The 24,407-nt window shown below is 61.2% G+C and carries 22 protein-coding genes; 12 read left to right on the top strand and 10 right to left on the bottom strand.

The window, feature by feature from the left end; all coding sequences use genetic code 11:
* Nucleotides 1-85: 85 nt before the first annotated feature.
* Entirely contained in the window at nt 86-730 is a 645-nt protein-coding gene (yihA, locus tag AEQ63_RS25005; protein ID WP_056791221.1) for a ribosome biogenesis GTP-binding protein YihA/YsxC, read from the bottom strand.
* Between the two features lie 191 nt (nt 731-921).
* On the opposite strand from yihA, the gene AEQ63_RS25000 reads away from it, so the two are divergent.
* The 7 genes from AEQ63_RS25000 (at nt 922) to AEQ63_RS24970 (ending at nt 8,191) form a co-directional block, all read left to right on the top strand.
* Nucleotides 922-1,227, top strand: coding sequence for a c-type cytochrome (locus AEQ63_RS25000; protein ID WP_039757140.1), 306 nt, complete (start codon nt 922-924; stop codon nt 1,225-1,227).
* 30 nt (nt 1,228-1,257) lie between these two features.
* Complete coding sequence (locus tag AEQ63_RS24995) at nt 1,258-1,869, top strand: c-type cytochrome (RefSeq protein ID WP_064365236.1); 612 nt, start codon at nt 1,258-1,260, stop codon at nt 1,867-1,869.
* 199 nt (nt 1,870-2,068) lie between these two features.
* Nucleotides 2,069-2,710 (top strand): thiol:disulfide interchange protein DsbA/DsbL, encoded by a 642-nt coding sequence (locus AEQ63_RS24990; protein WP_064365235.1) that lies wholly within the window; start codon nt 2,069-2,071, stop codon nt 2,708-2,710.
* Between the two features lie 14 nt (nt 2,711-2,724).
* Nucleotides 2,725-3,603 (top strand): endonuclease/exonuclease/phosphatase family protein, encoded by an 879-nt coding sequence (locus AEQ63_RS24985; protein ID WP_024014985.1) that lies wholly within the window; start codon nt 2,725-2,727, stop codon nt 3,601-3,603.
* Nucleotides 3,600-5,618 (top strand): diguanylate cyclase, encoded by a 2,019-nt coding sequence (locus AEQ63_RS24980; protein WP_064365234.1) that lies wholly within the window; start codon nt 3,600-3,602, stop codon nt 5,616-5,618. Before AEQ63_RS24985 ends, AEQ63_RS24980 begins: the two co-directional genes overlap by 4 nt.
* Before the next feature lie 101 nt (nt 5,619-5,719).
* Entirely contained in the window at nt 5,720-6,502 is a 783-nt protein-coding gene (locus AEQ63_RS24975; RefSeq protein ID WP_042608289.1) for an N-acetylmuramoyl-L-alanine amidase, read from the top strand.
* A 75-nt stretch (nt 6,503-6,577) separates the two neighbouring features.
* Nucleotides 6,578-8,191, top strand: coding sequence for an EAL domain-containing protein (locus AEQ63_RS24970; protein WP_064365233.1), 1,614 nt, complete (start codon nt 6,578-6,580; stop codon nt 8,189-8,191).
* Here the strand turns inward: AEQ63_RS24970 and AEQ63_RS24965 are convergent.
* Entirely contained in the window at nt 8,188-9,978 is a 1,791-nt protein-coding gene (locus AEQ63_RS24965) for an ATP-binding protein (RefSeq protein WP_064365232.1), read from the bottom strand. The two genes, AEQ63_RS24970 and AEQ63_RS24965, sit on opposite strands and share 4 nt — an antisense overlap.
* A 10-nt stretch (nt 9,979-9,988) precedes the next feature.
* On the bottom strand, nt 9,989-11,335 hold the full coding sequence (algB, locus tag AEQ63_RS24960; RefSeq protein ID WP_024014980.1) for a sigma-54-dependent response regulator transcription factor AlgB: 1,347 nt from the start codon (nt 11,333-11,335) through the stop codon (nt 9,989-9,991).
* A gap of 428 nt (nt 11,336-11,763) precedes the next feature.
* On the opposite strand from algB, the gene AEQ63_RS24955 reads away from it, so the two are divergent.
* From AEQ63_RS24955 to AEQ63_RS24940, 5 genes are all read left to right on the top strand, one after another.
* Nucleotides 11,764-12,048: a hypothetical protein gene (locus AEQ63_RS24955; protein ID WP_039757148.1), complete on the top strand. Its 285-nt coding sequence runs from the start codon at nt 11,764-11,766 to the stop codon at nt 12,046-12,048.
* Between the two features lie 75 nt (nt 12,049-12,123).
* Complete coding sequence (locus AEQ63_RS27500) at nt 12,124-12,288, top strand: DUF1328 domain-containing protein (protein ID WP_003177151.1); 165 nt, start codon at nt 12,124-12,126, stop codon at nt 12,286-12,288.
* Between the two features lie 2 nt (nt 12,289-12,290).
* Complete coding sequence (locus tag AEQ63_RS24950; protein ID WP_042608286.1) at nt 12,291-12,755, top strand: inhibitor of vertebrate lysozyme family protein; 465 nt, start codon at nt 12,291-12,293, stop codon at nt 12,753-12,755.
* 715 nt (nt 12,756-13,470) lie between these two features.
* Nucleotides 13,471-14,802 carry a glutamate/aspartate:proton symporter GltP gene (gene gltP / locus AEQ63_RS24945; protein ID WP_039757150.1) on the top strand — a complete coding sequence of 444 codons (1,332 nt, stop codon included), beginning with the start codon at nt 13,471-13,473 and terminating at the stop codon, nt 14,800-14,802.
* 199 nt (nt 14,803-15,001) lie between these two features.
* Nucleotides 15,002-16,231: a nucleoside recognition domain-containing protein gene (locus tag AEQ63_RS24940; RefSeq protein ID WP_042608285.1), complete on the top strand. Its 1,230-nt coding sequence runs from the start codon at nt 15,002-15,004 to the stop codon at nt 16,229-16,231.
* Nucleotides 16,232-16,346: 115 nt separating this feature from the next.
* On the opposite strand, the gene AEQ63_RS24935 is transcribed toward AEQ63_RS24940, so the two are convergent.
* The 7 genes from AEQ63_RS24935 to AEQ63_RS24905 form a co-directional block, all read right to left on the bottom strand.
* Nucleotides 16,347-16,973, bottom strand: coding sequence for an ABC-type transport auxiliary lipoprotein family protein (locus AEQ63_RS24935; protein WP_064365231.1), 627 nt, complete (start codon nt 16,971-16,973; stop codon nt 16,347-16,349).
* Nucleotides 16,970-17,908, bottom strand: coding sequence for an MlaD family protein (locus tag AEQ63_RS24930; protein ID WP_042608283.1), 939 nt, complete (start codon nt 17,906-17,908; stop codon nt 16,970-16,972). The genes AEQ63_RS24935 and AEQ63_RS24930 overlap by 4 nt, the downstream gene beginning before the upstream one ends.
* A gap of 1 nt (nt 17,909) precedes the next feature.
* Complete coding sequence (locus AEQ63_RS24925; RefSeq protein WP_064365230.1) at nt 17,910-18,713, bottom strand: ABC transporter ATP-binding protein; 804 nt, start codon at nt 18,711-18,713, stop codon at nt 17,910-17,912.
* Nucleotides 18,710-19,858, bottom strand: a complete 1,149-nt coding sequence (locus tag AEQ63_RS24920) for an ABC transporter permease (protein ID WP_064365229.1) — start codon at nt 19,856-19,858, stop codon at nt 18,710-18,712. The genes AEQ63_RS24925 and AEQ63_RS24920 overlap by 4 nt, the downstream gene beginning before the upstream one ends.
* A gap of 54 nt (nt 19,859-19,912) precedes the next feature.
* A complete protein-coding gene (locus AEQ63_RS24915; protein ID WP_064365228.1) occupies nt 19,913-20,941 on the bottom strand; it encodes a DUF5924 family protein in 1,029 nt (342 codons plus the stop codon).
* A gap of 230 nt (nt 20,942-21,171) precedes the next feature.
* Nucleotides 21,172-22,566 carry a M16 family metallopeptidase gene (locus AEQ63_RS24910; RefSeq protein ID WP_064365227.1) on the bottom strand — a complete coding sequence of 465 codons (1,395 nt, stop codon included), beginning with the start codon at nt 22,564-22,566 and terminating at the stop codon, nt 21,172-21,174.
* A 165-nt stretch (nt 22,567-22,731) separates the two neighbouring features.
* Nucleotides 22,732-24,390, bottom strand: a complete 1,659-nt coding sequence (locus AEQ63_RS24905; RefSeq protein WP_042608278.1) for a Na/Pi cotransporter family protein — start codon at nt 24,388-24,390, stop codon at nt 22,732-22,734.
* Nucleotides 24,391-24,407: the final 17 nt, after the last annotated feature.

The following is a 24,407-nucleotide window of genomic DNA, read 5'->3' as shown; positions in this document are numbered from 1 at the left end:
GTCCCCTAAAGTCGAGCGCGACCCCGGCCGTTTTAGCGGTGCTTTTGCCTTGCCTGACAGCACCACAGACAGTTTTGAACTTGTCTTACTCGGCGGCGGCCTCGGTGTTTTTGTCTGCCAGTTCCATCCAGTCGGCCAGTACGGTGTAAGCCTCTTCCAGGCCCATGCGTTTTGGCGCAGAGAAGAGTTGGATGGTGATCGAGTCGCCCCAGCCTTTGCGGATTTCCGACTGTACTTTCAGCAGGGTGTTCTTGGCTGCGCCGTAGGTGAGCTTGTCGGCCTTGGTCAGCAGGATGTGCATCGGCATGCCGGCGGCGACGGCCCAATCGAGCATCAGCAGGTCGAAGTCGGTCATCGGATGGCGGATGTCCATCATCAGAATCAGACCTTTCAAACTCTCTCGACCGCCGAGGTAAGCCTCGAGGTGGCGCTGCCAGTGTTGCTTGAGCGGGATCGGTACTTTTGCATAACCGTAGCCCGGCAGGTCGACCAGACGGCGATCATCGTCTAGCTTGAAGAAGTTCAACAGCTGTGTGCGACCCGGAGTTTTCGAGGTGCGCGCCAGACTGGCGTGGGTCAGGGTGTTCAGCGCGCTGGATTTGCCAGCGTTGGAACGACCGGCAAACGCCACTTCGAAGCCTTCGTCGTCCGGGCATTGGTCGACTTTGGCGGCACTGAGCATGAATGTGGACTGTTGGCACAGGCCGAGGATGGGATTCTTGAGTTGCATGGGATTTCCGATGTGGGCGGCGCCGGGAATGGGCGCGGAACGCGGTGTCGCTTCCGTTTCAGTGACGCCAGTATATAATGCCGCAGATTTTGTGTGTGCTTTGTCCCAGCGAAGGATGAAGTTCACGAGAGCGCCAGACTTTGATTGCGCATTAGAACGCAGAACGCTCTCAACCCTGAAAAGGTCGTTTTATGACGAAATGGCTGCTGGCTGCCGGAGTCTTGGTGCCGCTTTACAGCGCACAGGCTACACAGGATCCGGAAGCTGTGTACAACCGTGTTTGTGGTGCCTGTCATTCCGGCCAACTACCCATGGCGCCCGCAAGAGGCGATCAGGAAGCTTGGACGCCGAGGTTGGCGAAAGGTATGGGGACGCTGGTGCAACACGTAACCCAGGGTTTCAAGGCGATGCCGCCGCGTGGTTTGTGCATGGACTGCAGTGCCGAGGATTACCAGGCCATCATCCTGTGGATGAGCGAGAGTAAGCCCGGTCCATAACTTAACCCTTAGCCGTAGTTGGATTAGCTGATGAACAAATTGATCGTGAGTCTGCTGTTGACCGTGGGAATTTCAGGCGTCGCCCATGCTGCCGGCGATGCCGCAGCAGGCCAGGCCAAAGCCGCCGTGTGCGGGGCCTGCCATGGCCCGGACGGCAACAGCATGGCGCCGAACTTTCCGAAACTGGCAGGTCAGGGTGAACGCTACCTCGACAAGCAATTGCACGACATCAAGTCGGGCAGACGCGTGGTTCTGGAAATGACCGGGCTGCTGACCAACCTGAATGATCAGGATCTGGCCGATATCTCCGCATACTTCGCCAGCCAGAAAGGCAGCGTCGGCGCCGCCGATCCGAAGATCGTCGCGCGCGGTGAAGCGCTGTTCCGTGGCGGCAACCTGGAAAAAGGCCTGCCAGCCTGCACCGGTTGCCACTCGCCGAATGGCGCCGGCAACGCCGCCGCAGGCTTCCCGCATCTGGGTGGCCAGCACGCTCAATACATCGCCAAGCAGCTGACCGATTTCCGCAAGGAAGTCGACGGTCGTGCCAATGACGGTGATGCCATGACCATGCGCACCATCGCGCGCAAGCTGAGCGACGAAGACATCGCTGCGGTTTCCAGCTACATCCAGGGCCTGCACTGAGGCCCTTGTTCGAGTGTTGAGCGAGGCGCGCAACGCCTGCCACGTTAACGCTCGATTAATCCTTCGCAGCAAGTATAAAAAGGGTGGCTTTGGCCGCCCTTTTTTGTGGCCGCTACCGTTACACTACAGCACTCATGCCCGCCAGGATCTGTGTCGAAACAGGTCGAGCGAGGCGACCCAAATTGTCCAGGAGTAAAGCATGCGTAATCTGATCATCAGCGCCGCCCTCGTCGCTGCCAGCCTGTTCGGCTTCACCGCCCAGGCCGCTGAAGCCCCTGCCGCCCCTTATGTCGAACTGGCCAACCCGGTCCCGGTTGCAGTGCCTGGCAAGATCGAAGTGGTCGAGCTGTTCTGGTACGGCTGCCCGCATTGCTACGCCTTTGAACCCGTCATCAACCCGTGGGTTGAAAAACTGCCGTCCGACGTCAACTTCGTGCGCATTCCGGCGATGTTCGGCGGACCGTGGGACGCTCACGGCCAGATGTTCCTGACCCTCGAAGCGATGGGTGTCGAGCACCAGGTTCACGCTGCGGTATTCAACGCCATTCAGAAAGAACACAAGAAGCTCACCGACAAGAACGACATGGCTGACTTCCTCGCCACTCAAGGCGTGGACAAGGACAAGTTCCTCGCCACCTTCGACTCGTTCGCGATCAAAGGTCAGATCAACAAGGCCAAAGAGCTGGCCAAGAAGTACGAAATCACCGGCGTGCCAACCATGATCGTCAACGGTAAATATCGCTTCGACATCGGCTCTGCCGGCGGTGCCGAGCAAGCGTTGAAGCTGGCTGACGATCTGGTCGCCAAAGAGCGAGCAGCAACCAAGGCGGCTGCCAACTAAGCGCGGCATTCGCCATGCGCCGCTGGAAGTCCGAACGCATCGTTGGCCTGCATGATCCGCAGGTCAACGAGCATCATCTGGCGTCTACGGGCCTGCCCGCAGACCAGCGTCTGCGCTTGCTCAGTTTCAACATTCAGGTCGGCATCAGCACCGAGCGCTATCGGCATTACCTGACCCGCAGCTGGCAGCATCTGCTGCCGCACACCGGGCGTTCCGGCAATCTGCAGAAGATCGGTGACCTGCTCGGCGACTTCGATCTGGTCGCCCTGCAGGAAGCCGATGGCGGCAGCCTGCGTTCGGGCTACGTCAATCAGGTCGAGCACCTGGCCCATCTCGGCGCCTTCCCCTACTGGTATCAACAACTCAATCGCAACCTCGGCCGGCTGGCCCAGCACAGCAATGGCGTGCTCAGCCGCCTGAAGCCGTGGGCGATCGAGGATCACCCGCTGCCCGGTCCGAAAGGTCGCGGCGCAATCCTGCTGCGCTTCGGCGAAGGTCCGGAAGCGCTGGTGGTGGTGATGATGCATCTGGCCCTCGGCGCGCGGACGCGCAGCCTGCAACTGGCCTACATTCGTGATTTGATCAGCGGCTACAAGCATCAGGTGCTGATGGGTGACATGAACACCCACGCCAGCGACCTGCTCGAACACTCGCCGTTACGCGATCTCGGCCTGCTGGCCCCGCAGGTGGAAGCGACCTTCCCCAGCTGGCGCCCACAGCGTTGCCTTGATCATATTCTGCTCAGCCCGACCCTGACCCTGGAAAAGGTCGAGGTGCTGGCCCAGCCCATTTCCGATCACCTGCCGGTCGCGGTGGAAATTCGTCTGCCGGGTTCGCTCACGGCCGACGCATTGCCCGCGTTGAGCCCTGCCCCTCGCGGAACCTGTGAATGAGCGACGACGCCCAGCGCTGGAAAGAGAAGTACCTCAAGAGCATCGAACAGCAGGACAAGCTCGAACGCCGCTGGGCCGCGCGACTCGACCTGCTGCGGCGCGGGCTGGTGCGCAGCACGCTGGCGGCCGAAGGCACCGACAAGGCTGTCGATCAGTGCATGAAGGAAATGCGCGAAGTCGTGCGCACCGATGACATGGACGCCGGCCTCGCCGCCCTGCTGCCGCGTCTGGAAAAAGCCGTGCTCGACTCCGAGCAGCGCCGCGAAACCCGCATCGATCAGGTCAGCACCGCGCTGACCGCACTGGTCACCCAGTTGCAGGCCCTTCCCTTGCCGCGGGAAGTCGCGCAACCGCTGAAGAAATTTGCCAAACAACTGGACAGCCGCGTCGGTCAGGCGCGGGAAATGCCCCTGCTGCTGAGCGAGCTCAGTGGCTTGCAGGGCAAGGCCTTGAGTCAGCTAGAGACGCCTGCCGAACCGGGCCGGCCGGGGTTGTTGCAGCGTCTGTTTGGCAGTCGCGAGAGTGAGGAAACCACCGCACCCACGGCAGAGATTCCAGCACCACCCGTGCCGCAGCCGGTCGAAGCTCAGCAACCCGAACCGCAACCCACGCAAACGGCAGCGGTCACAGACCCTGAACCGGCGATTGAGGCTCCCGCCGCGACCGTCGAGACGCCTGTGCAGGTCGCGCCCGAACCGGAAGTCGTCGCGTTCGCGACGCCTGTTGTCACTGTTGAAGCCGAACCAGCGCAGATTGAGCCAGGCGCATCCGCGGCGCCAGGCGCCTCGGCGCAATCGCCCACCACCGAGGCAGTCAATCCCGACGAACTGAGCCACCCCGGCGATCCGGCCGCGTTGATTCTCGACAGCCTGCCCTTGCCCGAGCCGATCGCCCAGGCCCTGGCCGCCATCGACCCGGATCAGCCGGAACACGACATCCTCTTCGCCCTGCCGGACTCGCCGGAGCCGTCCTACAGCTCCGTGGCCAGGCATATCGAAGACACGCTGATCGGCCTGCTCGACGACCTGACCCTGCCCGAGCGTCATCGGCCCCAAGCCGAAGCCATGCGCGAACGGCTGAAGCACGGCTTGAACTGGTACGAATTGCTGCCGATCCTCGACGATCTCGCAACCTTGATGCTGGCGATTACTGACAGCGGTCAACATGAGTTCGAAGCCTATCTGCAACAGCTCAACGAACGCCTCGAAGCGTTTCAGAGCAACCTGCAAGCGGCCAGCGAAGGGCATGCCGACAACAGCTCGGCGGCGCGGGCCATGGATTCGCAGATCCGTGAACAGGTCGACGGCTTGCAGAGCAGCGTCCAGCAAGCTGCCGACCTCGATGACCTCAAGCATGTGCTGGAGAATCATCTGGAAGGCCTGCTCGGCACCATGGATCAGCACCAGAAACAGCGCGACGCCCGCGAGCAGGAAGTCGCCGCCAGACTGAAGAGCCTGTCGGAGCGCGTGGCGCATATGGAACAGGAAGCTCTGGGTTTCCGCGAACATCTTGAGGAGCAGCGGCAGAAAGCCCTGATCGACCCGCTGACCGGCCTGCCCAACCGCGCGGCGTGGAGTGAACGCCTCGAGCATGAAATCCAGCAGTGGCAGCAACACGGCAATACCCTGAGCCTGGCCATGCTCGACCTCGATCACTTCAAGCGCATCAACGACAGCTACGGCCACCTGGCCGGCGATAAAGTCCTGAAGATCATCGCCACGGTGCTGCGCAAACGCCTGCGCGGCTCGGATTTCATTGCTCGCTTCGGCGGCGAAGAGTTCGTGCTGTTACTGCCGGCAACGCCGCCAGCGGCAGGCGCGAAACTCCTGGAAACCCTGCGTGCGGCGATCGAGGCCTGCCCGTTTCACTTCAAGGGCGAGCGGGTGACCATAACGATTTCCATGGGGCTGGCTTCTTTCAGGGTGGGCGAACACAGCGATCTGGTGCTGAAAAGAGCCGATCAGGCGCTGTATCGGGCGAAAAACGCCGGACGCAACCGCGTGGAGCTGGGCTGAGGCAATTGTTCCATTTTGTTTAAATCCGCCCGCTGGCGGACTCTGGCCAGATCCGTACGTTACACTGTTGCATTATTGTCTTTTGCGTATCGTCCTTTGCCATGAAATTCTTTGCCCTGTTTGCCTCGCTGCTCGTCCTCGCTGGTTGCGCCAGCGGCCCGCGCTACGACACCAGCCATCCTTCGACCAATTACGACAGCCGCATCCAGTTCGTCGTGGTGCATTACACCTCGGCATCGCTGGAGCGTTCGCTGCAATTGCTGACCCATGGCGAGGTCAGCAGCCATTACCTGATCGGCGATGACAAGGGCGCCACGATCTATAAGTTGATGGACGAAAACCAGCGCGCCTGGCACGCCGGCGAAAGTCAGTGGCAGGGCCGTACCTGGCTTAACTCCAGCTCCATCGGCATTGAAATCGTCAATCCCGGCTACAAGGACACCCCGACCGGGCGCCTGTGGTACCCGTACAGCGAAGCGCAAATCCAGTCGCTGATCACCCTGCTCAAGGACATCAGCCAACGCAACGGCATCAGTCCCCGACACATCATTGGTCACAGCGACATCGCGCCTCTGCGCAAGCTCGATCCGGGTCCACTGTTCCCGTGGAAACGTCTCGCGGATGAGGGCTTGGGCCTATGGCCGAACGAACAAGCCGTGGCGCGTCAGCAAGCGGTGTTCAACAGCAGTCCACTGCCGGAAATCGGCTGGTTCCAGGCGCAACTCGCCCGGCTGGGCTACGACACGCCGCAGACCGGTGAGCTGGATGTAGCCACCCGCCACGTCCTTGCCGCATTCCAGATGCATTACCGCCCCGCCCGTTTCGACGGCACGCCGGATGCGCAAACGGCAGCACTTCTCCTGGTGCTCAACCAGACAAAATAATGACGCCCGCCCGACGGTCAGGGCGAAATCGCAATCAGCAGCTATAACTCATGGTAATTCTTCGGAAATTCCTTGATGGCTGCTACCCGAGAAACGTTGCGTAGCTGGTTTTATCGCCCCGGTTTTTTGGCGATGATCGCGGCTGTCCTCAGTGCCAGCCTGTTGATCGCCGGCAGTATGTTCGCGGCGATGCGGCAGATGGAGTTGCGCGAGAGCCAGGAAATGAACGCGCAGGGTGAGCGTTTCCTCGCCCGCCTCGAACAATTGTTCGGCCAGTTGCGCGAAAGCCTCGACGATCTCGAAGCCCAGCCCCTGCGCGGCTGCGACGAAGAAATGATCGCGACCTTGCAGCAAGTCACTTTCAACTATCGCTTCGTCTACGAAGCCGCCTACATGGACGCCTCGCGGTTCTGCTCCAATCGTCCGCGTCAGGAAGGCCTGTCGCTGGATCGTGCTCCGGACATCCAGGGCCCGACATACAGTTATTGGCTGAACACCACCACTGAACCTGATGAAAACCGCGCGGCGCTCATGCTCGGTCGCGGCAATTTTCGCGTCGCCACCTCGCGCGGGCATTTGACCGACATGGTCGATCTGTCGCCCGGTAGCAGCCTGCTGGTGGTGCTCGATCACGGCACTCGCGCGATCCCGGTACTTGGCTTTGCACAGGTCTGGCCGCCCACCGAACCCTGGCCACCGAAAAGTCGTGATGCACTGCAGGTGACGCAAACGCGGTTGATCTATCGCATGCCCACCGATAATCCGGAATACCAGCTGGTATTGATTACGCCGCGCACTGGCGTGCATATCCCTGCGGTGTGGTGGTGGCTGTTGCCGGTGTGCCTGATTGCCGGGGCCATTGTCGGGTTTCTGACCTTCCTGCTGGTGCGCCAGCGGCAATCGCTGGATGCCGAGTTGCACGGGGCGATCCGTCGGGGTGAGTTACAGGTGCTGTATCAACCGATCTTCGACCTCGACAGCCGCAACTGCGTCGGCGCCGAAGCCCTGCTGCGCTGGCGGCGCCCGGACGGCACGCTGACCAGCCCCGACCTGTTCATTCCGATGGCCGAGAACACCGGACAGATCCGGCAGATGACCGACTTCGTGTTGCAGCGTTTGCTCGAACAACTGGGCCAGTTATTGCGCGCCAATCCGCAGCTGTATATCTCGGTGAACCTCGCGGCGTGCGATGTCATGGTGCCGCGCATCGGCCAGGTCATGGCGCGCCTGCTGGCGCTGCACCGTGTTGCGGCGCGGCAGATTGCCTTCGAAGTCACCGAGCGCGGCCTGATCGATGTGGTCGTCGCTCGGGAAAACCTGCAAGCCTTGCGCGACGTTGGCCATCAAGTACTGATCGACGACTTCGGCACTGGCTACTGCAGCCTCGCCTATCTGCAGACCCTGCCAGTGGATTGCCTGAAGATCGACAAGGCCTTCATTGATGCGCTGGGCCATGACGCGGCGAGCAGCGGCGTCGCGCCGCACATCATTCACATGGCGCAGGCGCTGGATCTGAAGGTAATTGCTGAAGGCATCGAACTGGAATCCCAGGCGACCTTGCTCAGCAGTGAAGGGGTGAAATTCGGTCAGGGCTGGTTGTTCGCCCATGCGCTGAGCGCCGTGCAGTTCATCGAACTGATCACCCGCGGACGCCGGCTCGCAGGACGACGTATGGACGACGAAGCCTAAACCGCCAGCGCCATGTAGAACTGGGTGCCCTGCCCCGGCCGCGAATAAACGCCCATGCGTCCGCCGTGTAACTGGACGATTTCCTTGCACAGCGCCAGGCCGAGCCCGGCGCCACCCTTCTTGCGACCGACCTGCACGAACGGCTCAAAGATCCGCCCCTGCTGGCCGTAGGCAATGCCTTCACCGTTGTCTTCGACGCTGATGATCACCCGCTCGCCATGACGACGCGCCTGCAGACGGATCTGCCCGTCGCGTGCAGTGTGGCGCAGCGCGTTGTCGATCAGGTTGTCGAGGACACGATCGAGTTGCGCCTGATCGGCCTGCAAACGTGGCAACGGCCCTTGAATCTCGACGTTCAGCGCAACACCTTTGGCCGCCGCCGCTTCGGCAAAGCGCAGCTGCGCCTGCTCCAGCAAGTCCTCAATGGAACATGGCGCCAGGGTGAGTTTCTGCAAACCGTTCTGGTAGCGCGAGAAATTGAGCAAGTCGTTGATCAACTGCATCAGGCGCTGCATTTCCTCGTTGACCGTATCCAGCAGGTCAGCCTCGCGCGACTCCGCCGGAAACTTGGCCCGCTCACGAAACAGCCCGAAAGCCATGTGCATGCCCGTCACCGGCGTACGCAATTCATGGGAAGCGCGCAGAACAAATTCGCTGCGAACCCGCTCGAACGCACGTTGTTCGGTGACGTCGTGCAGCACCATGACCGCGCCGAGAATATGCCCCTGGGTGTGGCTGACCGGCGTCAGGCTATAAGTCAGAAGGCGCGATTCACCATCGACTTCGATACTCAGATCTTCCGGCGCCCGCTCCAGCGTGCCGCCGCGCAGCACCAGTTGCAGTTGTGCATCCAGTTCCGGGCGACCGAGTGCGGTGCCCAAGCCCTGGCCGAGACGATCATCTTCCCAGCCCAACTGACGCTGAGCGACCGGGTTGAGGTGTTCGAGCTGGCCTTGGCGATCGATCATCAACAAACCGTCGTCGATACTGTCGAGCACCGCTTGCAGGCGTTGCTGACCGGCCAACAGCTCGTCGACATTCATCGCCTGGTGTTCGCGCAACGCCTCGGCCATCAGACCGAAGCGCCGCGACAGCAGGTTGACTTCCATGGCGGTGGAAATCGGCAGGGTCACGTCATAGTTACCCTGCCCTATGTTATCGGCAGCCTTGGCCAGCGCTTCGATCGGCGCGCCGAAGCGGCGGGCAATGCCTTGCGCTGTGACAAAACCGATGATCAGCACCGCCAGCCCGACCAGACCGAGCAGCCCGGCGATCAGCAAGGCACGTTCGCGGGCGGCGTGCTGCACCTCGTTGATACTGTCCAGCGCGTGCTTGTGTTCCGCAATCAAACCGTTGCGCAGGATATTGAAGCGCTCGCGGAAATCCGCGCTGGTACTGGCATCCTTCGCCGCTTCGGCGCTGACATCGAAGGAGTCGAGGAAGTTAAGGTAATCGGCCTTGGCCTGGCGGAAACCGTAAGGCTGATCTTCACTCTCCGACTGCTGGGCGATGCCTTGGTCGAGCAACTGGAAGTAATGCTGCTTGGACGCTTCGAAGGCAACGGGGTCGGGCTTTTCCGCGAGCATGATGATCAACTGATCGCCGAGGGTCTGGCGCAATTTGAGGCCCAGATCCAGGGTGACGAAGTTGCTGCGCACCAGCGCTTCCTGCGACCCGGCCATCTGCATCACGCTGACCAGCCCGAGCAGAAGCCCGAGCAAGGCCACGGTGATCAGTGCAGAAATGCTCAGGAACAGGCGCGTGCGCAGCTTGATCGCCAGTTTCATCGCGCAGTGCTCACAGGTTGTACTGCTTGCGTTTGCGATACAGGGTCGAGGCGTCGATGCCGAGGGTTTTCGCCGCTTGATCCAGTGTGCCAGCGGTGGCCAGAACCGCCCCGATGTGCGCTTTCTCCAGCTCATCCAGGCTCAGCGCCGCACCGACCCGTGGCGCGTTGTTGGCCGGTTGTTCGGCCATGCCCAGGTGGCTGATTTCCACGCGCTCCTGCGGGCAGATGATGCTCGCCCGCTCGACCACGTTGCGCAGCTCGCGAATGTTGCCCGGCCAGCGATAACCGAGCAGCGCTTCGCGCGCCTCATCGCTGAAGCCGCGCGCCGGGCGCGCGTACTCTTTGACGAAACGTGCGAGGAAGCGATCGGCAAGGGTCAGGATGTCTTCGGCGCGCTCACGCAATGGCGGCAGGTGCAGGGTGATGACGTTGAGGCGATAGAGCAGATCCTCGCGGAAGCGACCGTCGCGGACCATGTCTTCGAGGTTCAGGTTGGTCGCGGCGAGAATGCGCACATCGGCACGGCGAGTCACCGGGTCGCCCACCCGCTCATATTCCTTGTCTTGGATGAAACGCAGCAACTTGGGTTGCAACGTCAGTGGAAAGTCGCCGATCTCGTCGAGAAACAGCGTACCACCGTCAGCCTGGTTAACCCGACCGAGCGTGCTTTCGCTGGCCCCGGTGAAGGCGCCACGGCTATGGCCGAACAGCTCGCTTTCCATCAGCTCGGCAGTCAGCGACGGACAGTTGATGGTTACGCAGGACTTCTTCTCGCGCTTGCTCCAGCCGTGGATTGCACGGGCCAGTTCACCTTTACCAGTGCCGGATTCGCCGAGGATAAGAATGTTGGCGTCAGTGCTCGCGACCTGGCGGGCTGTCTCCAGTACGACCTTCATCGCCGGGCTATGGGAATCGAGGCCGTCTTTCGGTTTGCGGATCTCGCCTTCGAGGGCTTCAAGACGCGCCGACAGCTGCCGCACTTCCAGCTGCTTGGCGGTGGCCAGACGTAGTTGGTCGGGGCTGCACGGTTTGACCAGATAGTCGGCGGCGCCAGCCTGGATGGCATCAACGGCGGTGTCGACCGCCGAATGCGCGGTGACGATCACCACGCGCATCCAAGGCGCCTGAATGCGCATTTGCGCGAGGACGTCGAGACCGTTGTCCTCGCCCAGGCGCAAATCGAGGAAGCACAGGTCGAAGACCTGGCGTTGCAGCAAAGCATCGGCTTGCGCCGCGCTGTTGGCCGTGGCGACCGTGTAGCCTTCGTCTTCGAGGCAATAACGAAACGTACGCAGGATGGCGGATTCATCGTCCACCAGCAGAATGCGGCCTTGTTGCTCAGTGGCAGATTCCATTTTTCCTACGCTCCATAGTGATTAGTCTTGGGTTAGTCCCGGAAAAATCGGGCAAGTTGCATGGTTGATTCTGAACGATACCAGCCATAGGAGGGTAGCTCTCTACTGCCATAACGGCCAATTCATTGATTTCGTTGAGTTTTAAAACAGCCAGCGATTTGCAGGGCAGATCCTGCGTCCTCTTCTGACATCTGCGTACCGGTAGCAATTCCATATCATCGAAATTTCCCACGAAATAATCGTGCATTGCGCACGACCGCAGAAGAGCCATCGTGCAGGATGCGTCGCAGGAAATTTCTCAAGCGTACGTAAGCCATTGTTTTTATTGATATTTTCAGACAACAAAAAACTGGCATGCAGGCTGCAATACCTCACTCAGCCCGGGCAGATCAGCACTGCCCCAACCGAACAAGCGTGAGGAACACAGGATGACTCGCCCAACTGCCGCCCAAGTACGTATCTCGCCACTGCAGATCCAGCAAGGTCTGTTCGGCGTACTGGCGTTGTTGATTACCCTGATCGTCTGCCAGCAATACATGAGCTGGGAAAACAGCCGCAAACCCGAGCCACTCATTTCGATGCAGCACAGCACTCAAAAGCACTTCAGTGCCGTGAGCAGCAGCCAAGCCGAAAACGCTTCGATGCACATGATCGATGTAGACCAGGCGCAACCGCTGGATCAACTGCCACGGGAAGAGCGCTGGGTTTTCTAAGTCGTTGAACAAATTCGGACGCCTGAGCGTCGGAAACCGCAAACACCCCTAAATAGACAAGTAAGGAGAATCACCATGTTGAGCTGGGCAATTACATTCTTGATCATTGCCATCATCGCCGCCGTACTGGGCTTCGGTGGTATCGCGGGCACCGCCACGGGTATCGCCAAGATTCTCTTTGTCGTGTTCCTGGTGATGTTCATCGCTTCCTTCTTCTTTGGCCGTCGCGGCCGAGGTTAACGATGATCGGTCTCAAGACATTGGCCGCCGCCCTGCTTCTGGGCGGCAGTGCCATGGCCATGGCGGCCAATGACGGCCAGGCCCGGGTCAACGAACTGCTCGCTTCCGACGAGCAGTATCGCGAAACCTGGGAAGGTGTGATCAAAAAGGAAGAGCGCGTACCGGAGTGGGTGATCAACCTGTCCGGAACCTCCGAGCAACAGATGAATGCCGTTACGGAAGATGGCGACAAGTATCTGGTCGGGCCGCTCTGCGAGAGTCAGGACAAGTGCCTGAATCACCGTTTGATCGTTGCCTTCAGCTTCGACAAGGATGACGCCTACGCCATGCTGGTCGATGTCCCGGAAGGTCTGCCGCAGGACAAGTCGCCAACGCGACACGCGACGTATCGATTCTTCGGCAAACCTGATCAGGGCATGCAGGATCTGCTGATGGAAACCCTGAAGAAAGATCCCAAGTGGTACTGACGCAGGACGCACAGGATTCTTGAACACGAAAGCAGCGCCCGCTGCTTTCCATTGCGCCACCCGATGAGGGCCGGTGCATGACCAGGGGGCCGGGACGTTCTGACTGCTACAGGGTCGGAGTGACCTACGGGTACAGGGAGTACCTGCGCAAGGGCCGGGTCAGGGTAAAAGCTGCGCCGCAGGTTCGTCGACCCGATGGTCTGACGAATCTGCGCTGGGCTTTGAATCAGCCAAATCATTGATCCAACACGCTAATCCCCTTCTTCGCATCGTCGACACTGCGTGAGAAAACATTTCGCGGTGTTTCCTGACGACCGTATATCGACAAAGATCGCGCTCGATTCGTGTGACTTATAGGCTTTCAATTCAGACTTTTTCCAGAAATTTCCGCCGATTCTCGCTGTGCGAAATTTCACCCGCCTACGCTGTAATGGCCGGTTCACGGCACTTATGCCGGCTGAAATGTCACAATCGAACCGCTTGGGACGCCAGTTTCAATTGAAAAAGCTCATGCCGATTCGGCATAGGGTAGGCGTTTACGGCATTAGACGGCGCCACCTTGCATCGGAATAGTTGCGCCTTTTTTCGCTTGCCGAAGAGCCGTAAATACGCACTTCGGGGCACCTTATACGGAGGCAGATGCACAGACTTTTCCGCTGATGAGCGTTCCAGTTCCTGCATGTGCCTGAGTCAAACGCAAGTAAGGGTAAAGATAATGAAGAAGGCAAAAATCAGCCTCGCCTGGCAGATCCTGATAGGTCTGGTTCTGGGGATTGCACTGGGTGCGTTGCTCAACCACTTCAGCGCCGAGAAGGCCTGGTGGATCAGCAACGTCCTGCAACCGGCAGGCGATATCTTTATCCGTCTGATCAAGATGATCGTCATCCCGATCGTCATTTCTTCTCTGATCGTCGGCATCGCCGGCGTGGGCGACGCCAAGAAGCTCGGGCGTATCGGCCTGAAGACCATCATCTATTTCGAAATCGTCACCACCATCGCCATCGTGGTCGGTCTGGTGCTGGCCAACGTGTTCCACCCGGGCACCGGCATCGACATGAGCACCCTGGGCACTGTGGATATCTCCAAGTACCAGGCGACCGCCGCCGAAGTGCAGCATGAGCATGCGTTCATCGAGACCATCCTCAACCTGATCCCGTCGAACATCTTCGCAGCCATGGCCCGCGGCGAAATGCTGCCGATCATCTTCTTCTCCGTCCTGTTCGGTCTCGGCCTGTCGAGCCTGCAGTCGGACCTGCGCGAGCCGCTGGTGAAGATGTTCCAGGGCGTCTCGGAAAGCATGTTCAAAGTCACCCACATGATCATGAACTACGCCCCTATCGGCGTGTTCGCCCTGATCGCGGTGACTGTCGCCAACTTCGGCTTCGCCTCGCTGCTGCCGCTGGCGAAACTGGTGATCCTGGTTTACGTCGCCATCGCCTTCTTCGCCTTCGTCGTGCTGGGCCTGATCGCCAAGCTGTTCGGCTTCTCGGTGCTCAAGCTGATGCGCATCTTCAAGGATGAGCTGGTGCTGGCCTACTCCACCGCTTCCTCGGAAACCGTGCTGCCACGGGTGATCGAGAAAATGGAAGCCTACGGCGCGCCGAAAGCCATCTGCAGCTTCGTGGTGCCGACCGGTTACTCGTTCAACCTCGACGGCTCGACCCTGTACCAGTCGATCGCGGCGATCTTCATTGCCCAGCTGTACGGCATCGACCTGTCGATCAGCCAGCAACTGCTGCTGGTGCTGACCCTGATGGTCACCTCCAAAGGCATCGCCGGCGTACCGGGCGTGTCCTTCGTGGTGCTGCTGGCGACGCTGGGCAGCGTCGGCATTCCGCTGGAAGGCCTGGCGTTCATCGCCGGTGTCGACCGCATCATGGACATGGCGCGTACCGCACTGAACGTGATCGGTAATGCCCTGGCGGTGCTGGTTATCGCGCGCTGGGAAGGCATGTACGACGACGCCAAGGGCGAGCGCTACTGGAACTCCCTGCCGCACTGGCGCAGCAAGGAAAAACTGCCGGCTGGAGAAATCTCGAAGAACTGACACAAAAACCCTGTAGGAGTGAGCCTGCTCGCGATGGCGGTGTATCAAACAACAGAGATGTTGAATGTGCCGCCCTCATCGCGAGCAAGCTCACTCCTACAGTGGACCGAGTCAGCCATACAAACCCCGGAGCAATCCGGGGTTTGTCGTTTCTGGCGACCCCGCTATCATTCGCCGCATTCTTCGGGGGATTTGACTGATGCTTAATGGCCTGTGGCTTGGCTTCTTCATCGTGGCAGCCGTGTCGGCGCTGGCGCAGTGGCTGATCGGCGGCAATGCCGGGATCTTCGCGGCGATGGTGGAGAGCATTTTCGCCATGGCCAAGCTCTCGGTCGAAGTCATGGTGCTGCTGTTCGGCACCCTGACCCTATGGCTGGGCTTTCTGCGCATTGCCGAGAAAGCCGGGATCGTCGAATGGCTGGCCAAGGTGCTCGGCCCGCTATTCCTGCGGCTGATGCCGGAAGTCCCCGCCGGTCACCCTGCCCTTGGCTTGATCACGCTGAACTTCGCTGCCAATGGCCTCGGCCTGGACAATGCCGCCACGCCGATCGGCCTCAAAGCCATGAAAGCGCTGCAGGAGCTCAATCCCAGCGCCACCATCGCCAGCAATGCGCAGATCCTGTTCCTGGTGCTCAATGCCTCGTCGCTCACCCTGCTGCCCGTGACCATCTTCATGTACCGCGCTCAACAAGGCGCGCCGGACCCAACCCTGGTGTTCCTGCCGATTCTGCTGGCGACCAGTTGCTCGACCATCGTCGGTTTTCTCTCCGTGGCCTTCATGCAACGGCTACGGATCTGGGACCCGGTGGTGCTGGCCTATCTGGTACCCGGCGCGCTGATCCTCGGCGGCTTCATGGCGCTGCTCGGCACGCTTTCCGCCACTGCGCTGGCGGGATTGTCGTCGATCCTCGGCAATCTTACGCTGTTCGGCTTGATCATGCTGTTTCTGCTGATCGGTGCAATGCGCAAGGTCAAGGTTTACGAAGCGTTTGTCGAAGGCGCGAAAGAAGGCTTCGATGTGGCGAAAAATCTTCTGCCGTATCTGGTCGCGATGCTATGTGCGGTTGGCGTGTTGCGCGCCTCTGGAGCGCTGGATTTTGGCCTGGACGGCATTCGCCATCTGGTCGAGTGGGCCGGTTGGGACACGCGCTTCGTCGACGCATTGCCGACGGCGATGGTCAAACCGTTTTCCGGCAGCGCCGCGCGGGCAATGCTCATTGAAACCATGAAGACCTCAGGCGTCGACAGTTTCCCGGCACTCGTCGCCGCAACGATTCAGGGCAGTACCGAGACCACGTTCTATGTGCTGGCGGTGTACTTCGGCGCGGTGGGGATTCAGCGAGCGCGGCATGCGGTGGGCTGCGCGTTGCTGGCGGAATTTGCTGGTGTGGTTGGCGCCATCGGCGTCTGCTACTGGTTCTTCGGCTGATCACAGATCCACTGTAGGAGTGAGCCTGCTCGCGATAGCGGTTTGTTGGTGCCTTCATGGGTGACTGATATACCGCTATCGCGAGCAGGCTCGCTCCCACAGGGATTGTGGTGTGTCAGCGGGGTTGTGGGGCTAATTTCTGGCCTTGTTCGACTGCCCAGGCCACAACCCTGGCCGTAAGGCGATCACTGGCCTGGCCAAACCCGGCAACCACCGCCGGCACCTGCACATCATTCAACGTCTGGCGCTCTTCAAAACGGCGGCTGGCGAGAATGCGCTGGTCGTAGCCGCGCACCAGCAACGCATCGACCCGCACCACGACGCCGGCCTGGGTGCCCTGATATTCGGTCTGGAAAGCCTGCAAACTGCCGCCCAGCTCCAGATCCGCCTGGAAGTTGCTGTCGTCGGTGCTCAGCAGCGTCACCCGACCATCCCGCGCAAAGCCATCCAGCAAGCGATTGCGCAGCAGCACCGGCGCCGGATCGCTCCAGCGCGAGCCCTTGTAGCTGCTGATCACATCGCCCTGTGGGATCACAGCAATGCTCGGCCGGTTCAGCGCTTCGCTGGCCTGCAATTTATTCAAGCGCAGCGACCACGACTGAGCCGTCGTCGGGCTGGCCGAGGCGGACGCCGGTGCGGCGGGCAGGCGATAGACATCCGAGGGTTCCGACTCGGGCAAAATCGAGCACGCGCCAATCAGGATCAGGCCGGCGCCGAGGAGGGCGATTCGAGTCAACTTCATGGGGTGAATTCCTTGTTCTTGTCGCTGCCCAGCAGATACCCGCTGGGATTGGCCTCGAGGCGTTGGGAAATGGCACGCAGCGAGGTCAGCGTCTCGCGCAGTTCGCGAATCGCCGGGGCCAGGCCGTTGAGACCCTGCATGCCGTTATCCAGCGAATTCTGGTTTTTGCTGAGCAAACCATTGATGGTCACACTGCTTTGCTCCAGCGATTTCATCGCCTGTTCGGCGCTGCCCAAGGCCTGCTTGCCCTGATCGTTGAGCAAGCCATTGGCGTTGCGCATCAGCAGCGAGGTCTGCTCGAGCATGCTGCCGGCCTGTTTGCCCACCGTCGCCAGTTGCTGCATCGCTTGTTTGATGTCACCGCGCTGGTCGTTGATGGTGCCGGTGGTTTGCTCCAGATGAGCGAGGGTCTTGCTCACGCGCTCGACGTTTTCCGCGGAGAACATATGGTTGGCGTTCTGTAGCAGAGCGCTGATGCCGGTCATCAAGTCGCTGCTGTCGTTGAGCAGACGCGAAATCGGCGAGGGCGAGGCGATCAGGGTCGGCAACTGACCGTCATGCCCGCGCAGTTTCGGACTCTGCGGGGTGCCGCCACTGAGCTGGATGATCGAGGTGCCGGTGATCCCGGTCAGTGCCAGTTTCGCCTGGGTGTCTTCCTTGACCGGCGTGTCACCCGCCAGACGAATCCGCGCCAGGACCCGACGCGGGTCCTGCGGGTCGAGGCGCAGGCTGACCACATCACCGACCTTGATCCCGCTGTACTGCACCGAGCTGCCCTTGGACAGACCGCTGACCGCCTCGTTGAACACCACTTCGTAATCCTTGAACTCGGTGTCGACGCTGGATTTGGCCAGAAACAGGCCGAAGAGCAGGGCGCCGGCCACGACGATCACCGTGAACAGGCCGATCAACACATGATGGGCTCGGGTTTCCATATCAGACCTCGTTGAGCAGTTTGGCGGCGTCCAGCGCCGAGCGGCCGCGCGGGCCGTGGAAGTATTCGTGAATCCAGGCGTCGTCGGTTTCCGAGACGACGTCGATCGGGCCGGCCACCAGCACTTTCTTTTGCGCCAGCACCGCCACTCGATCAGTGATGGTGTACAGCGTGTCGAGGTCGTGGGTGACCAGAAACACGCTCAGACCCAGCGCATCGCGCAGGGTCAGGATCAGTTGATCGAATTGCGCCGCGCCAATCGGATCGAGGCCGGCGGTGGGTTCGTCGAGAAACAGGATGTCCGGGTCCAGCGCCAGGGCCCGCGCCAGCGCCGCGCGCTTGATCATGCCGCCGGACAGCGACGCCGGGTACTTGTCCGCCGCCGACAGCGGCAGCCCGGCCAGCGCCAGTTTCACCGCCGCCAGATGCTCGGCGTCCTGACGGCTGAGGCCGGCGTGTTCGATAAGGGGCAGGGCGACGTTCTCGGTCACGGTCAGCGACGAGAACAGCGCGCCTTTCTGGAACAACACACCGAAGCGCCGTTCGATCAGCGAGCGTTCATGCTCGGGCAGATTCGGCAGGTTCTGGCCGAAGACTTTGACCATGCCTTCGCTGGGCCGATTCAGCCCGACGATGCTGCGCAGCAGCACCGATTTACCGGTGCCGGAGCCGCCAACCACGGCGAGGATTTCGCCTTTGTACACGTCCAGATCAAGGTTCTCGTGCACGCTCTGCGGGCCAAAGCGATTGCACAGGCCACGGACTTCGATCACCGCCTCGGAAGGCGCGCGGGGTAGACGACTCACCAGCCCATCTCCATGAAAAACAGCGCAGCCACCGCATCGAGCACGATCACCACGAAAATCGACTGGACCACGCTGGAGGTGGTGTGCGCGCCGACCGATTCAGCGCTGCCGCTGACCTTGAAGCCTTCCAGGCAACCAATCGCGGCGATCAGGAAGGCGAAGATCGGCGCCTTCACCAGCCCGACCAGAAAATGCTGAATGCCAATGTCCGATTGCAGTAGCGAAAGGAACATCGCCGGCGAGATGTCCAGCGACACTGCGCAGACCACGCCGCCGCCGACGATCCCCGAGAGCATCGCCAGAAACGTCAGCATCGGCAGCGCCACCAGCAGCGCCAGCACCCGCGGCACCACCAGCAATTCGATCGGGTCGAGGCCGAGGGTGCGGATTGCGTCGATCTCTTCGTTGGCCTTCATCGAGCCGATCTGCGCGGTGAACGCACTGGCGGTGCGCCCTGCCATCAGGATCGCCGTAAGCAGCACGCCGAATTCGCGCAGGAACGAGAAGCCGACCAGATCCACGGTAAAAATCGTTGCGCCGAAACTGGCCAGTACTGTGGCACCGAGAAACGCCACCACCGCGCCAACCAGGAACGTCAGCAAAGCCACGATCGGCGCCGCGTCGAGGCCGGTCTGCTCGATGTGCGCGATCATCGGCGTGATGCGCCAGCGCTTGGGCCGGAACAGGCCACGGGCGATGACTTCGAGAATCAACCCGACGAAGCCGAGCAGCTGCAGCGTGTCGTTCCAGACCTTATCTACTGCGCGGCCAATGCGCGTCAGCAATTGCACGCTGACGCTGACTTCCGGCTCCTTGATCGGCACGCAGAAATCGTTCAGCGAGCAATACACGGTTTGCAGCAACGCGCGGTCGGCCGTGGAAAGGGTGCAATCGGGGTGTTCAGCGGTCTTGCCCAGGCGTTCCGACCCGAGCAGTTCGACCAACAAAGAGGCGCCAGCGGTGTCGAGGGCACCGAGGCCGTTGAGGTCGATCGGGGTATTGGCGTCGTACTGGCCGTGGAGCTTTTCGCTCAGGTGCTTGAGCGCCGTGTAGTGGGCAAGCGTCCAGTCACCGCTGACCCGCAGGCGGGCAGGGCTGAGCGCGGTGTCCAGGTGGGCACTGCCGGGGGTTGGGCTGCTGGTCATAAGCTCCGTGCTTGTACGGCCGTTACGAGATCCTACGTAATAGCACGAACCGGATTACTTTTCTTTGGCCGGTGTGCTGTCAGTGATCGCGAAGCGCAGCACACCGATCAACTGCCCGTCCTCGGTCAGCACCCGCACCTGCCACTTGCCCGCCGGGTTGCCGGGGAAGTTCTGCTTGTGCGTCCACGCCCGGTAACCCTCCTTGCGCCCGCCATGGATATCGAGGGCAATGCGGTCGACCTCTTTGCCGTTAAAAGTCCAGACGTGATAAATGCGCTCGTCGAGACCGCGCGGCGCGTTGATCGCGGTGTAGGCGTAGAGCCCGCCGCTGCGGATCTGCTCGGCGCTGACGGTATCGAGGCTGGCGCCGGGGGTGCGGTCCTGCAGTTGCGTGCTGATCGCCACGTCGGTCATCCACAGCGTCGCCGGCGGCACCCACGAACGCAGCGCCCAACCGACGCCGCCGATGCCAAAGGTGATGAACAGAATCGCCAGGGCGTTGCGCACGGTGCGGATCGGGAAGATCGACGCCAGGCTCGGGAACGACAGCAGCACGGCAATCCCCAGCGCCCATTTGAAACTCTGCGCGGTGGTCAGGTGCATGATCACCGGCAACGCGGTGAGCAGGGCGGCGAACAGGGTCAGGGTATGCAGCGCGAGAAACGCCCAGCGCCGTGGCGCCAGCCATTTGTAGTACAGCGGATCGACGATGGAGATCAGTGCGGCAATGCCGAGCAGCCCCGTGAAAATCAACTGGCCGCTGTTCCAGGTGGTGGTGATGAAGAAGAACGGCAGAACGAAAAACAGACTTTCCTGATGGATCATCTGCGTCGCGTAGCGCAGCAGCGGCTGGGGAATCTCGCGCTTGAAGATCCGCGTGAATAGCCCGGTCAGGGTGTTTTCCAGCATCAGCCAGATCCAGCTGAGCAGCATGATCACCGTGATCCAGCTCGCCAGCCCCTGTCGGCGATCAACCAGGATGAAACTGCCGACCCCGGAAATGAACCCCCCCGCCGCAATAACCCCGGGGTAGCGCTTGATCAGCTCGAGAATGCGCTGGACCAGGAGGGTTAGTTTCGACATGTGGGCGCTTCACTGCAGGCTAAGGAAATACCCCGACAGAGTAGCGTCCGCCGGGCGTTGTGGCGAGGTTCACGGTTAGCAACCCCCACGAGAACCTGTGGCGAGGGGGGTTGCCCCCGCCCGGCCGCGCAGCAGGCGCAGGATTTGCGGACCCGGGTCTCTGGAATGTGGCGTCGCCGGCATCGGGGCTGCGTCCCCCCCCCGCGGGACCAGCCCCCTCGCCACTGTGATCAGGTGTTTCCCGCTGGTTTTCGGTGGCGATGCAGGCGCCAGCCGATCACGATCAGCAGCAACAGCCCGACACCCCCCGCGACCAGCCACAACACCTGATCATCACTGATCAAGGGCTTCTCGATCCTGATGTACCCCGGCTGTAACAACAGTTCGCGCATGGCCTTGTTCGCCGCGTCCAGCGTAACCCCTTGCAGCTCACGCGCCGGGTTGGCAAAGCGGCCGTCCTGATAATCGCTCAGGGCGCTCCAGTAATAGTCCGCCAGTGCGCTGTTGCCCTGCACGGCCCAGGCCTGATGGGCGATGGCGGCTTGTTTGATGCGGGCGAAGGTGTCTGCATCGAGGCCGTTTTTCAGCAAGTCGGCCTTGAGGTCTTCCAGCACTTGAATGGCTTCGTCGACGTCATCGCGATCGAGGTCAGCGTTGAGGCTCATGAAGCCGACCCCGCCGAACACTTCGCGCTCGGCCCATGGCCCGTACGACAAACCGTGGTTGAGGCGAATCTGCCGATACAGCGCCCAGTCGAGGTAATCCTTGAGGATGTCGAACGTCTGGTCGTACTGATCGTTGAGCACCGGTTCCGGCACCAGCCAGTGCAGCTTGGCGCTGTCGCCGATGAAGCCCCGGGTGAGGGTGCGTTCATGGGCGGCGCTGGCGCGGATGTCCGGCAACGCCCGGTGTTCGGTGGGCTCGACCGGCTCCAGCTCGCCCCAGGTACGCTCGAGATAGGCCGGCAGCAGCTTGTCGAGTTCGCCGACGACGATCAGGGTCATGTTGTTCGGTGCGTACCAGGCCTTGCGCACTTTCTCCAATTGCTCTTGGGTCAGATGGCCGACTTCGGCGCGCTGCGGGCATTTCAGTCCCAGCTCGACAGCCAGCTGATTGCTCGCAGTGTGGCCGAGGTCCTGACGGTCGAGGAAACGCTGCAGTTTGGTGTAGTGCCCGCCGTCCTCACGCTCGACCACCCGTTTCGCCGCGTTGATTGCGTTGTCGTCAATGCGTGTCTGGGTCAGCAGCGCGAGCAGCAGGTCGAGCACCTTGCGCTGGTTCTTCGCCGGGGCTTCGATGACGAACGTGGTGTCGGCATTGCTGGTGAACGCGTTCCAGTCACCACCCAACGCCTGCATGCGCTCTTCCAGACCGCCTTCACCGGTGGCATCGATGCCGCTGAACAGCAGGTGTTCGAGCAAATGCGGCAGCTCCTTTTCGTCGCAGTCGAAGTCATCGAGACCGACGCCGACCACCAGCCGGATCGCCACATGGCCACGTTCGGTGCCGGGTTTGAGCATCAGTTGCAAACCGTTGGGCAGCGCATAGCCTTCGACCTGAAACCGATCCAGGGCGAAGGCGGGCAGGGAACCGAGCAACAGACAGGCGAACAACAGGCAACGCATAACAGGCTTCCATACGGCTGATTTGGAGATCCGTGTCGTGGTCAGCCACCAGCGCGGGCTGACCCGACTCTACATTTGGAATGCAATCCCTGTAGGAGTGAGCCTGCTCGCGATAGCGGTCTCAAGGCTGAACCACTGTAACTGACTGACCCCAGCCCCAGACGTTCAAGGCGAATGCGTAATGTCCGCCATGTCATCCACCGCCAGCGCGCCAGTGTCCGCCGTTTCCAGCACTACATAGGCGCTGCTGCAGAACAGCGAATTGAGCCGCTTCATGTCGGCGATCAACTCCAGATGCAGCGAACTGGTCTCCAGACTCTGGACGATCTTGCGTTGCAAACGGCTGACATGCGCATGGGCCAGACGCCGTTCCTGCGCACGAAACCGGCGTTTCTCCCGCAACAACTGCCGCGCGCTTTCGCGGTCGCCACTGAGAAACACCGACAGGCCGAGCCGCAGGTTGGCGATCAGTTGCTGTTGCAGCCCGGCGAGGTCTTCCAGGCCCTCTTCGGAAAACGAACGGCGTTGCGAGGTCTTCTGCTGCTGGATCTTGCGCAGCATGCGCTCGATCAGGTCGGCGGCGAGCTTCAGGTTGATCGCCAGCTCGATGATTTCGGCCCAGCGCCGACTGTCCTGCTCGCCGAGATCCTCGCGAGGCATCTGCGCCAGATACAGTTTGATCGCGCTGTACAGCGCCTCGACGTCGTCGGTCAGTCGACGCATTTCCTGAGTGACGGCGGTCTGCTTGCCGCGCAGCACATCGAGGGAAGCGTCGAGCATGTTGTCGAGCAGATCGCCCATGCGCAGGGTTTCCCGCGCGGCATTGGCCAGCGCCAGACTCGGCGTGACCAGCGCGGTCGGGTCGAGATGACGCGGTTTGGCGGTGCCGTTGACTTCCGGGCGCTCCGGCAGCAGCCACGCACAAAGCCGCGCCATCGGCCCGACGCTCGGCAGCAGGATCAGGCAGCGCGCGGTGTTGTAGAGCAGGTGGAAGCCGATGACCATTTCCTGCGGGCTGAAATCGAGGCTGTCGATCCAGTGCACCAGCGGGTCGAGCACCGGGATGATCAGCAGCAGGCCGATCAGTTTGTACAACAGACTGCCCAGCGCCACCTGGCGGCCGGCAGCGTTCTGCATGCTGGTGCTCATGAAGGCGAGGATGCCGCTGCCGATGTTCGCGCCGATCACCAGACCGATCGCCACCGGCAGGCTGATCACCGCAGCGCCGGCCAAGGTGGCGGTGAGCAGCACGGCGGCGAGGCTGGAGTAGGAAATCATCGCGAACAACGCGCCGACCAGCGCATCAAGGAGGATGTCGCCAGTCAGCGAGGCAAAAATCACCTTCACCCCCTGCGCATGGGTGATAGGCGCAGCGGCCTCGACGATCAATTGCAGGGCGAGAATGATCAGCCCCAGCCCGATCGACACTCGACCCATCTGTCCGAGCCGCGTCTGTTTGCGCGACAGAAAGAAAATCACCCCGAGGAAAATCAGCAGCGGCGACAGCCACGACAAGTCAAACGTCAGCACCCGCGCCATCAACGCGGTACCGACGTCGGCGCCAAGCATGGTCGCCAGCGCCGGGGTCAGCGCCATCAGGCCCTGGCCGACAAACGAGGTGACCAGCATCGCCGTGGCGTTGCTGCTCTGCACCATCGCGGTGACGAGAATACCGGCGATGAACGCCAGCCATTTCCTCGACATGTTCTGGCCGATCACATGTCGCAGATTGGTGCCGTAAACCCGCAGGATGCCGGTTCGGACGATGTGCGTGCCCCAGATCAACAGAGCGACGGCGGATAGCAGATTGAGCAGGGTGAGCATGCAGACCCCCTGTAGTA

It is taken from the genome of Pseudomonas sp. RIT-PI-o (assembly GCF_001297215.1).
In the GTDB taxonomy this organism is placed as follows: domain Bacteria; phylum Pseudomonadota; class Gammaproteobacteria; order Pseudomonadales; family Pseudomonadaceae; genus Aquipseudomonas; species Aquipseudomonas moraviensis_A.
This window is presented reverse-complemented; position numbering and strand designations above follow the sequence as displayed.

Excerpts from the sequence above, each read along its gene's own strand:
- yihA (WP_056791221.1), bottom strand. The coding sequence starts at position 730 with ATGCAACTCAAGAATCCCATCCTCGGCCTGTGCCAACAGTCCACATTC.
- AEQ63_RS25000 (WP_039757140.1), top strand. The coding sequence starts at position 922 with ATGACGAAATGGCTGCTGGCTGCCGGAGTCTTGGTGCCGCTTTACAGC.
- AEQ63_RS24995 (WP_064365236.1), top strand. The coding sequence starts at position 1,258 with ATGAACAAATTGATCGTGAGTCTGCTGTTGACCGTGGGAATTTCAGGC.
- AEQ63_RS24990 (WP_064365235.1), top strand. The coding sequence starts at position 2,069 with ATGCGTAATCTGATCATCAGCGCCGCCCTCGTCGCTGCCAGCCTGTTC.
- AEQ63_RS24985 (WP_024014985.1), top strand. The coding sequence starts at position 2,725 with ATGCGCCGCTGGAAGTCCGAACGCATCGTTGGCCTGCATGATCCGCAG.
- AEQ63_RS24980 (WP_064365234.1), top strand. The coding sequence starts at position 3,600 with ATGAGCGACGACGCCCAGCGCTGGAAAGAGAAGTACCTCAAGAGCATC.
- AEQ63_RS24975 (WP_042608289.1), top strand. The coding sequence starts at position 5,720 with ATGAAATTCTTTGCCCTGTTTGCCTCGCTGCTCGTCCTCGCTGGTTGC.
- AEQ63_RS24970 (WP_064365233.1), top strand. The coding sequence starts at position 6,578 with ATGGCTGCTACCCGAGAAACGTTGCGTAGCTGGTTTTATCGCCCCGGT.
- AEQ63_RS24965 (WP_064365232.1), bottom strand. The coding sequence starts at position 9,978 with ATGAAACTGGCGATCAAGCTGCGCACGCGCCTGTTCCTGAGCATTTCT.
- algB (WP_024014980.1), bottom strand. The coding sequence starts at position 11,335 with ATGGAATCTGCCACTGAGCAACAAGGCCGCATTCTGCTGGTGGACGAT.
- AEQ63_RS24955 (WP_039757148.1), top strand. The coding sequence starts at position 11,764 with ATGACTCGCCCAACTGCCGCCCAAGTACGTATCTCGCCACTGCAGATC.
- AEQ63_RS27500 (WP_003177151.1), top strand. The coding sequence starts at position 12,124 with ATGTTGAGCTGGGCAATTACATTCTTGATCATTGCCATCATCGCCGCC.
- AEQ63_RS24950 (WP_042608286.1), top strand. The coding sequence starts at position 12,291 with ATGATCGGTCTCAAGACATTGGCCGCCGCCCTGCTTCTGGGCGGCAGT.
- gltP (WP_039757150.1), top strand. The coding sequence starts at position 13,471 with ATGAAGAAGGCAAAAATCAGCCTCGCCTGGCAGATCCTGATAGGTCTG.
- AEQ63_RS24940 (WP_042608285.1), top strand. The coding sequence starts at position 15,002 with ATGCTTAATGGCCTGTGGCTTGGCTTCTTCATCGTGGCAGCCGTGTCG.
- AEQ63_RS24935 (WP_064365231.1), bottom strand. The coding sequence starts at position 16,973 with ATGAAGTTGACTCGAATCGCCCTCCTCGGCGCCGGCCTGATCCTGATT.
- AEQ63_RS24930 (WP_042608283.1), bottom strand. The coding sequence starts at position 17,908 with ATGGAAACCCGAGCCCATCATGTGTTGATCGGCCTGTTCACGGTGATC.
- AEQ63_RS24920 (WP_064365229.1), bottom strand. The coding sequence starts at position 19,858 with ATGACCAGCAGCCCAACCCCCGGCAGTGCCCACCTGGACACCGCGCTC.
- AEQ63_RS24915 (WP_064365228.1), bottom strand. The coding sequence starts at position 20,941 with ATGTCGAAACTAACCCTCCTGGTCCAGCGCATTCTCGAGCTGATCAAG.
- AEQ63_RS24910 (WP_064365227.1), bottom strand. The coding sequence starts at position 22,566 with ATGCGTTGCCTGTTGTTCGCCTGTCTGTTGCTCGGTTCCCTGCCCGCC.
- AEQ63_RS24905 (WP_042608278.1), bottom strand. The coding sequence starts at position 24,390 with ATGCTCACCCTGCTCAATCTGCTATCCGCCGTCGCTCTGTTGATCTGG.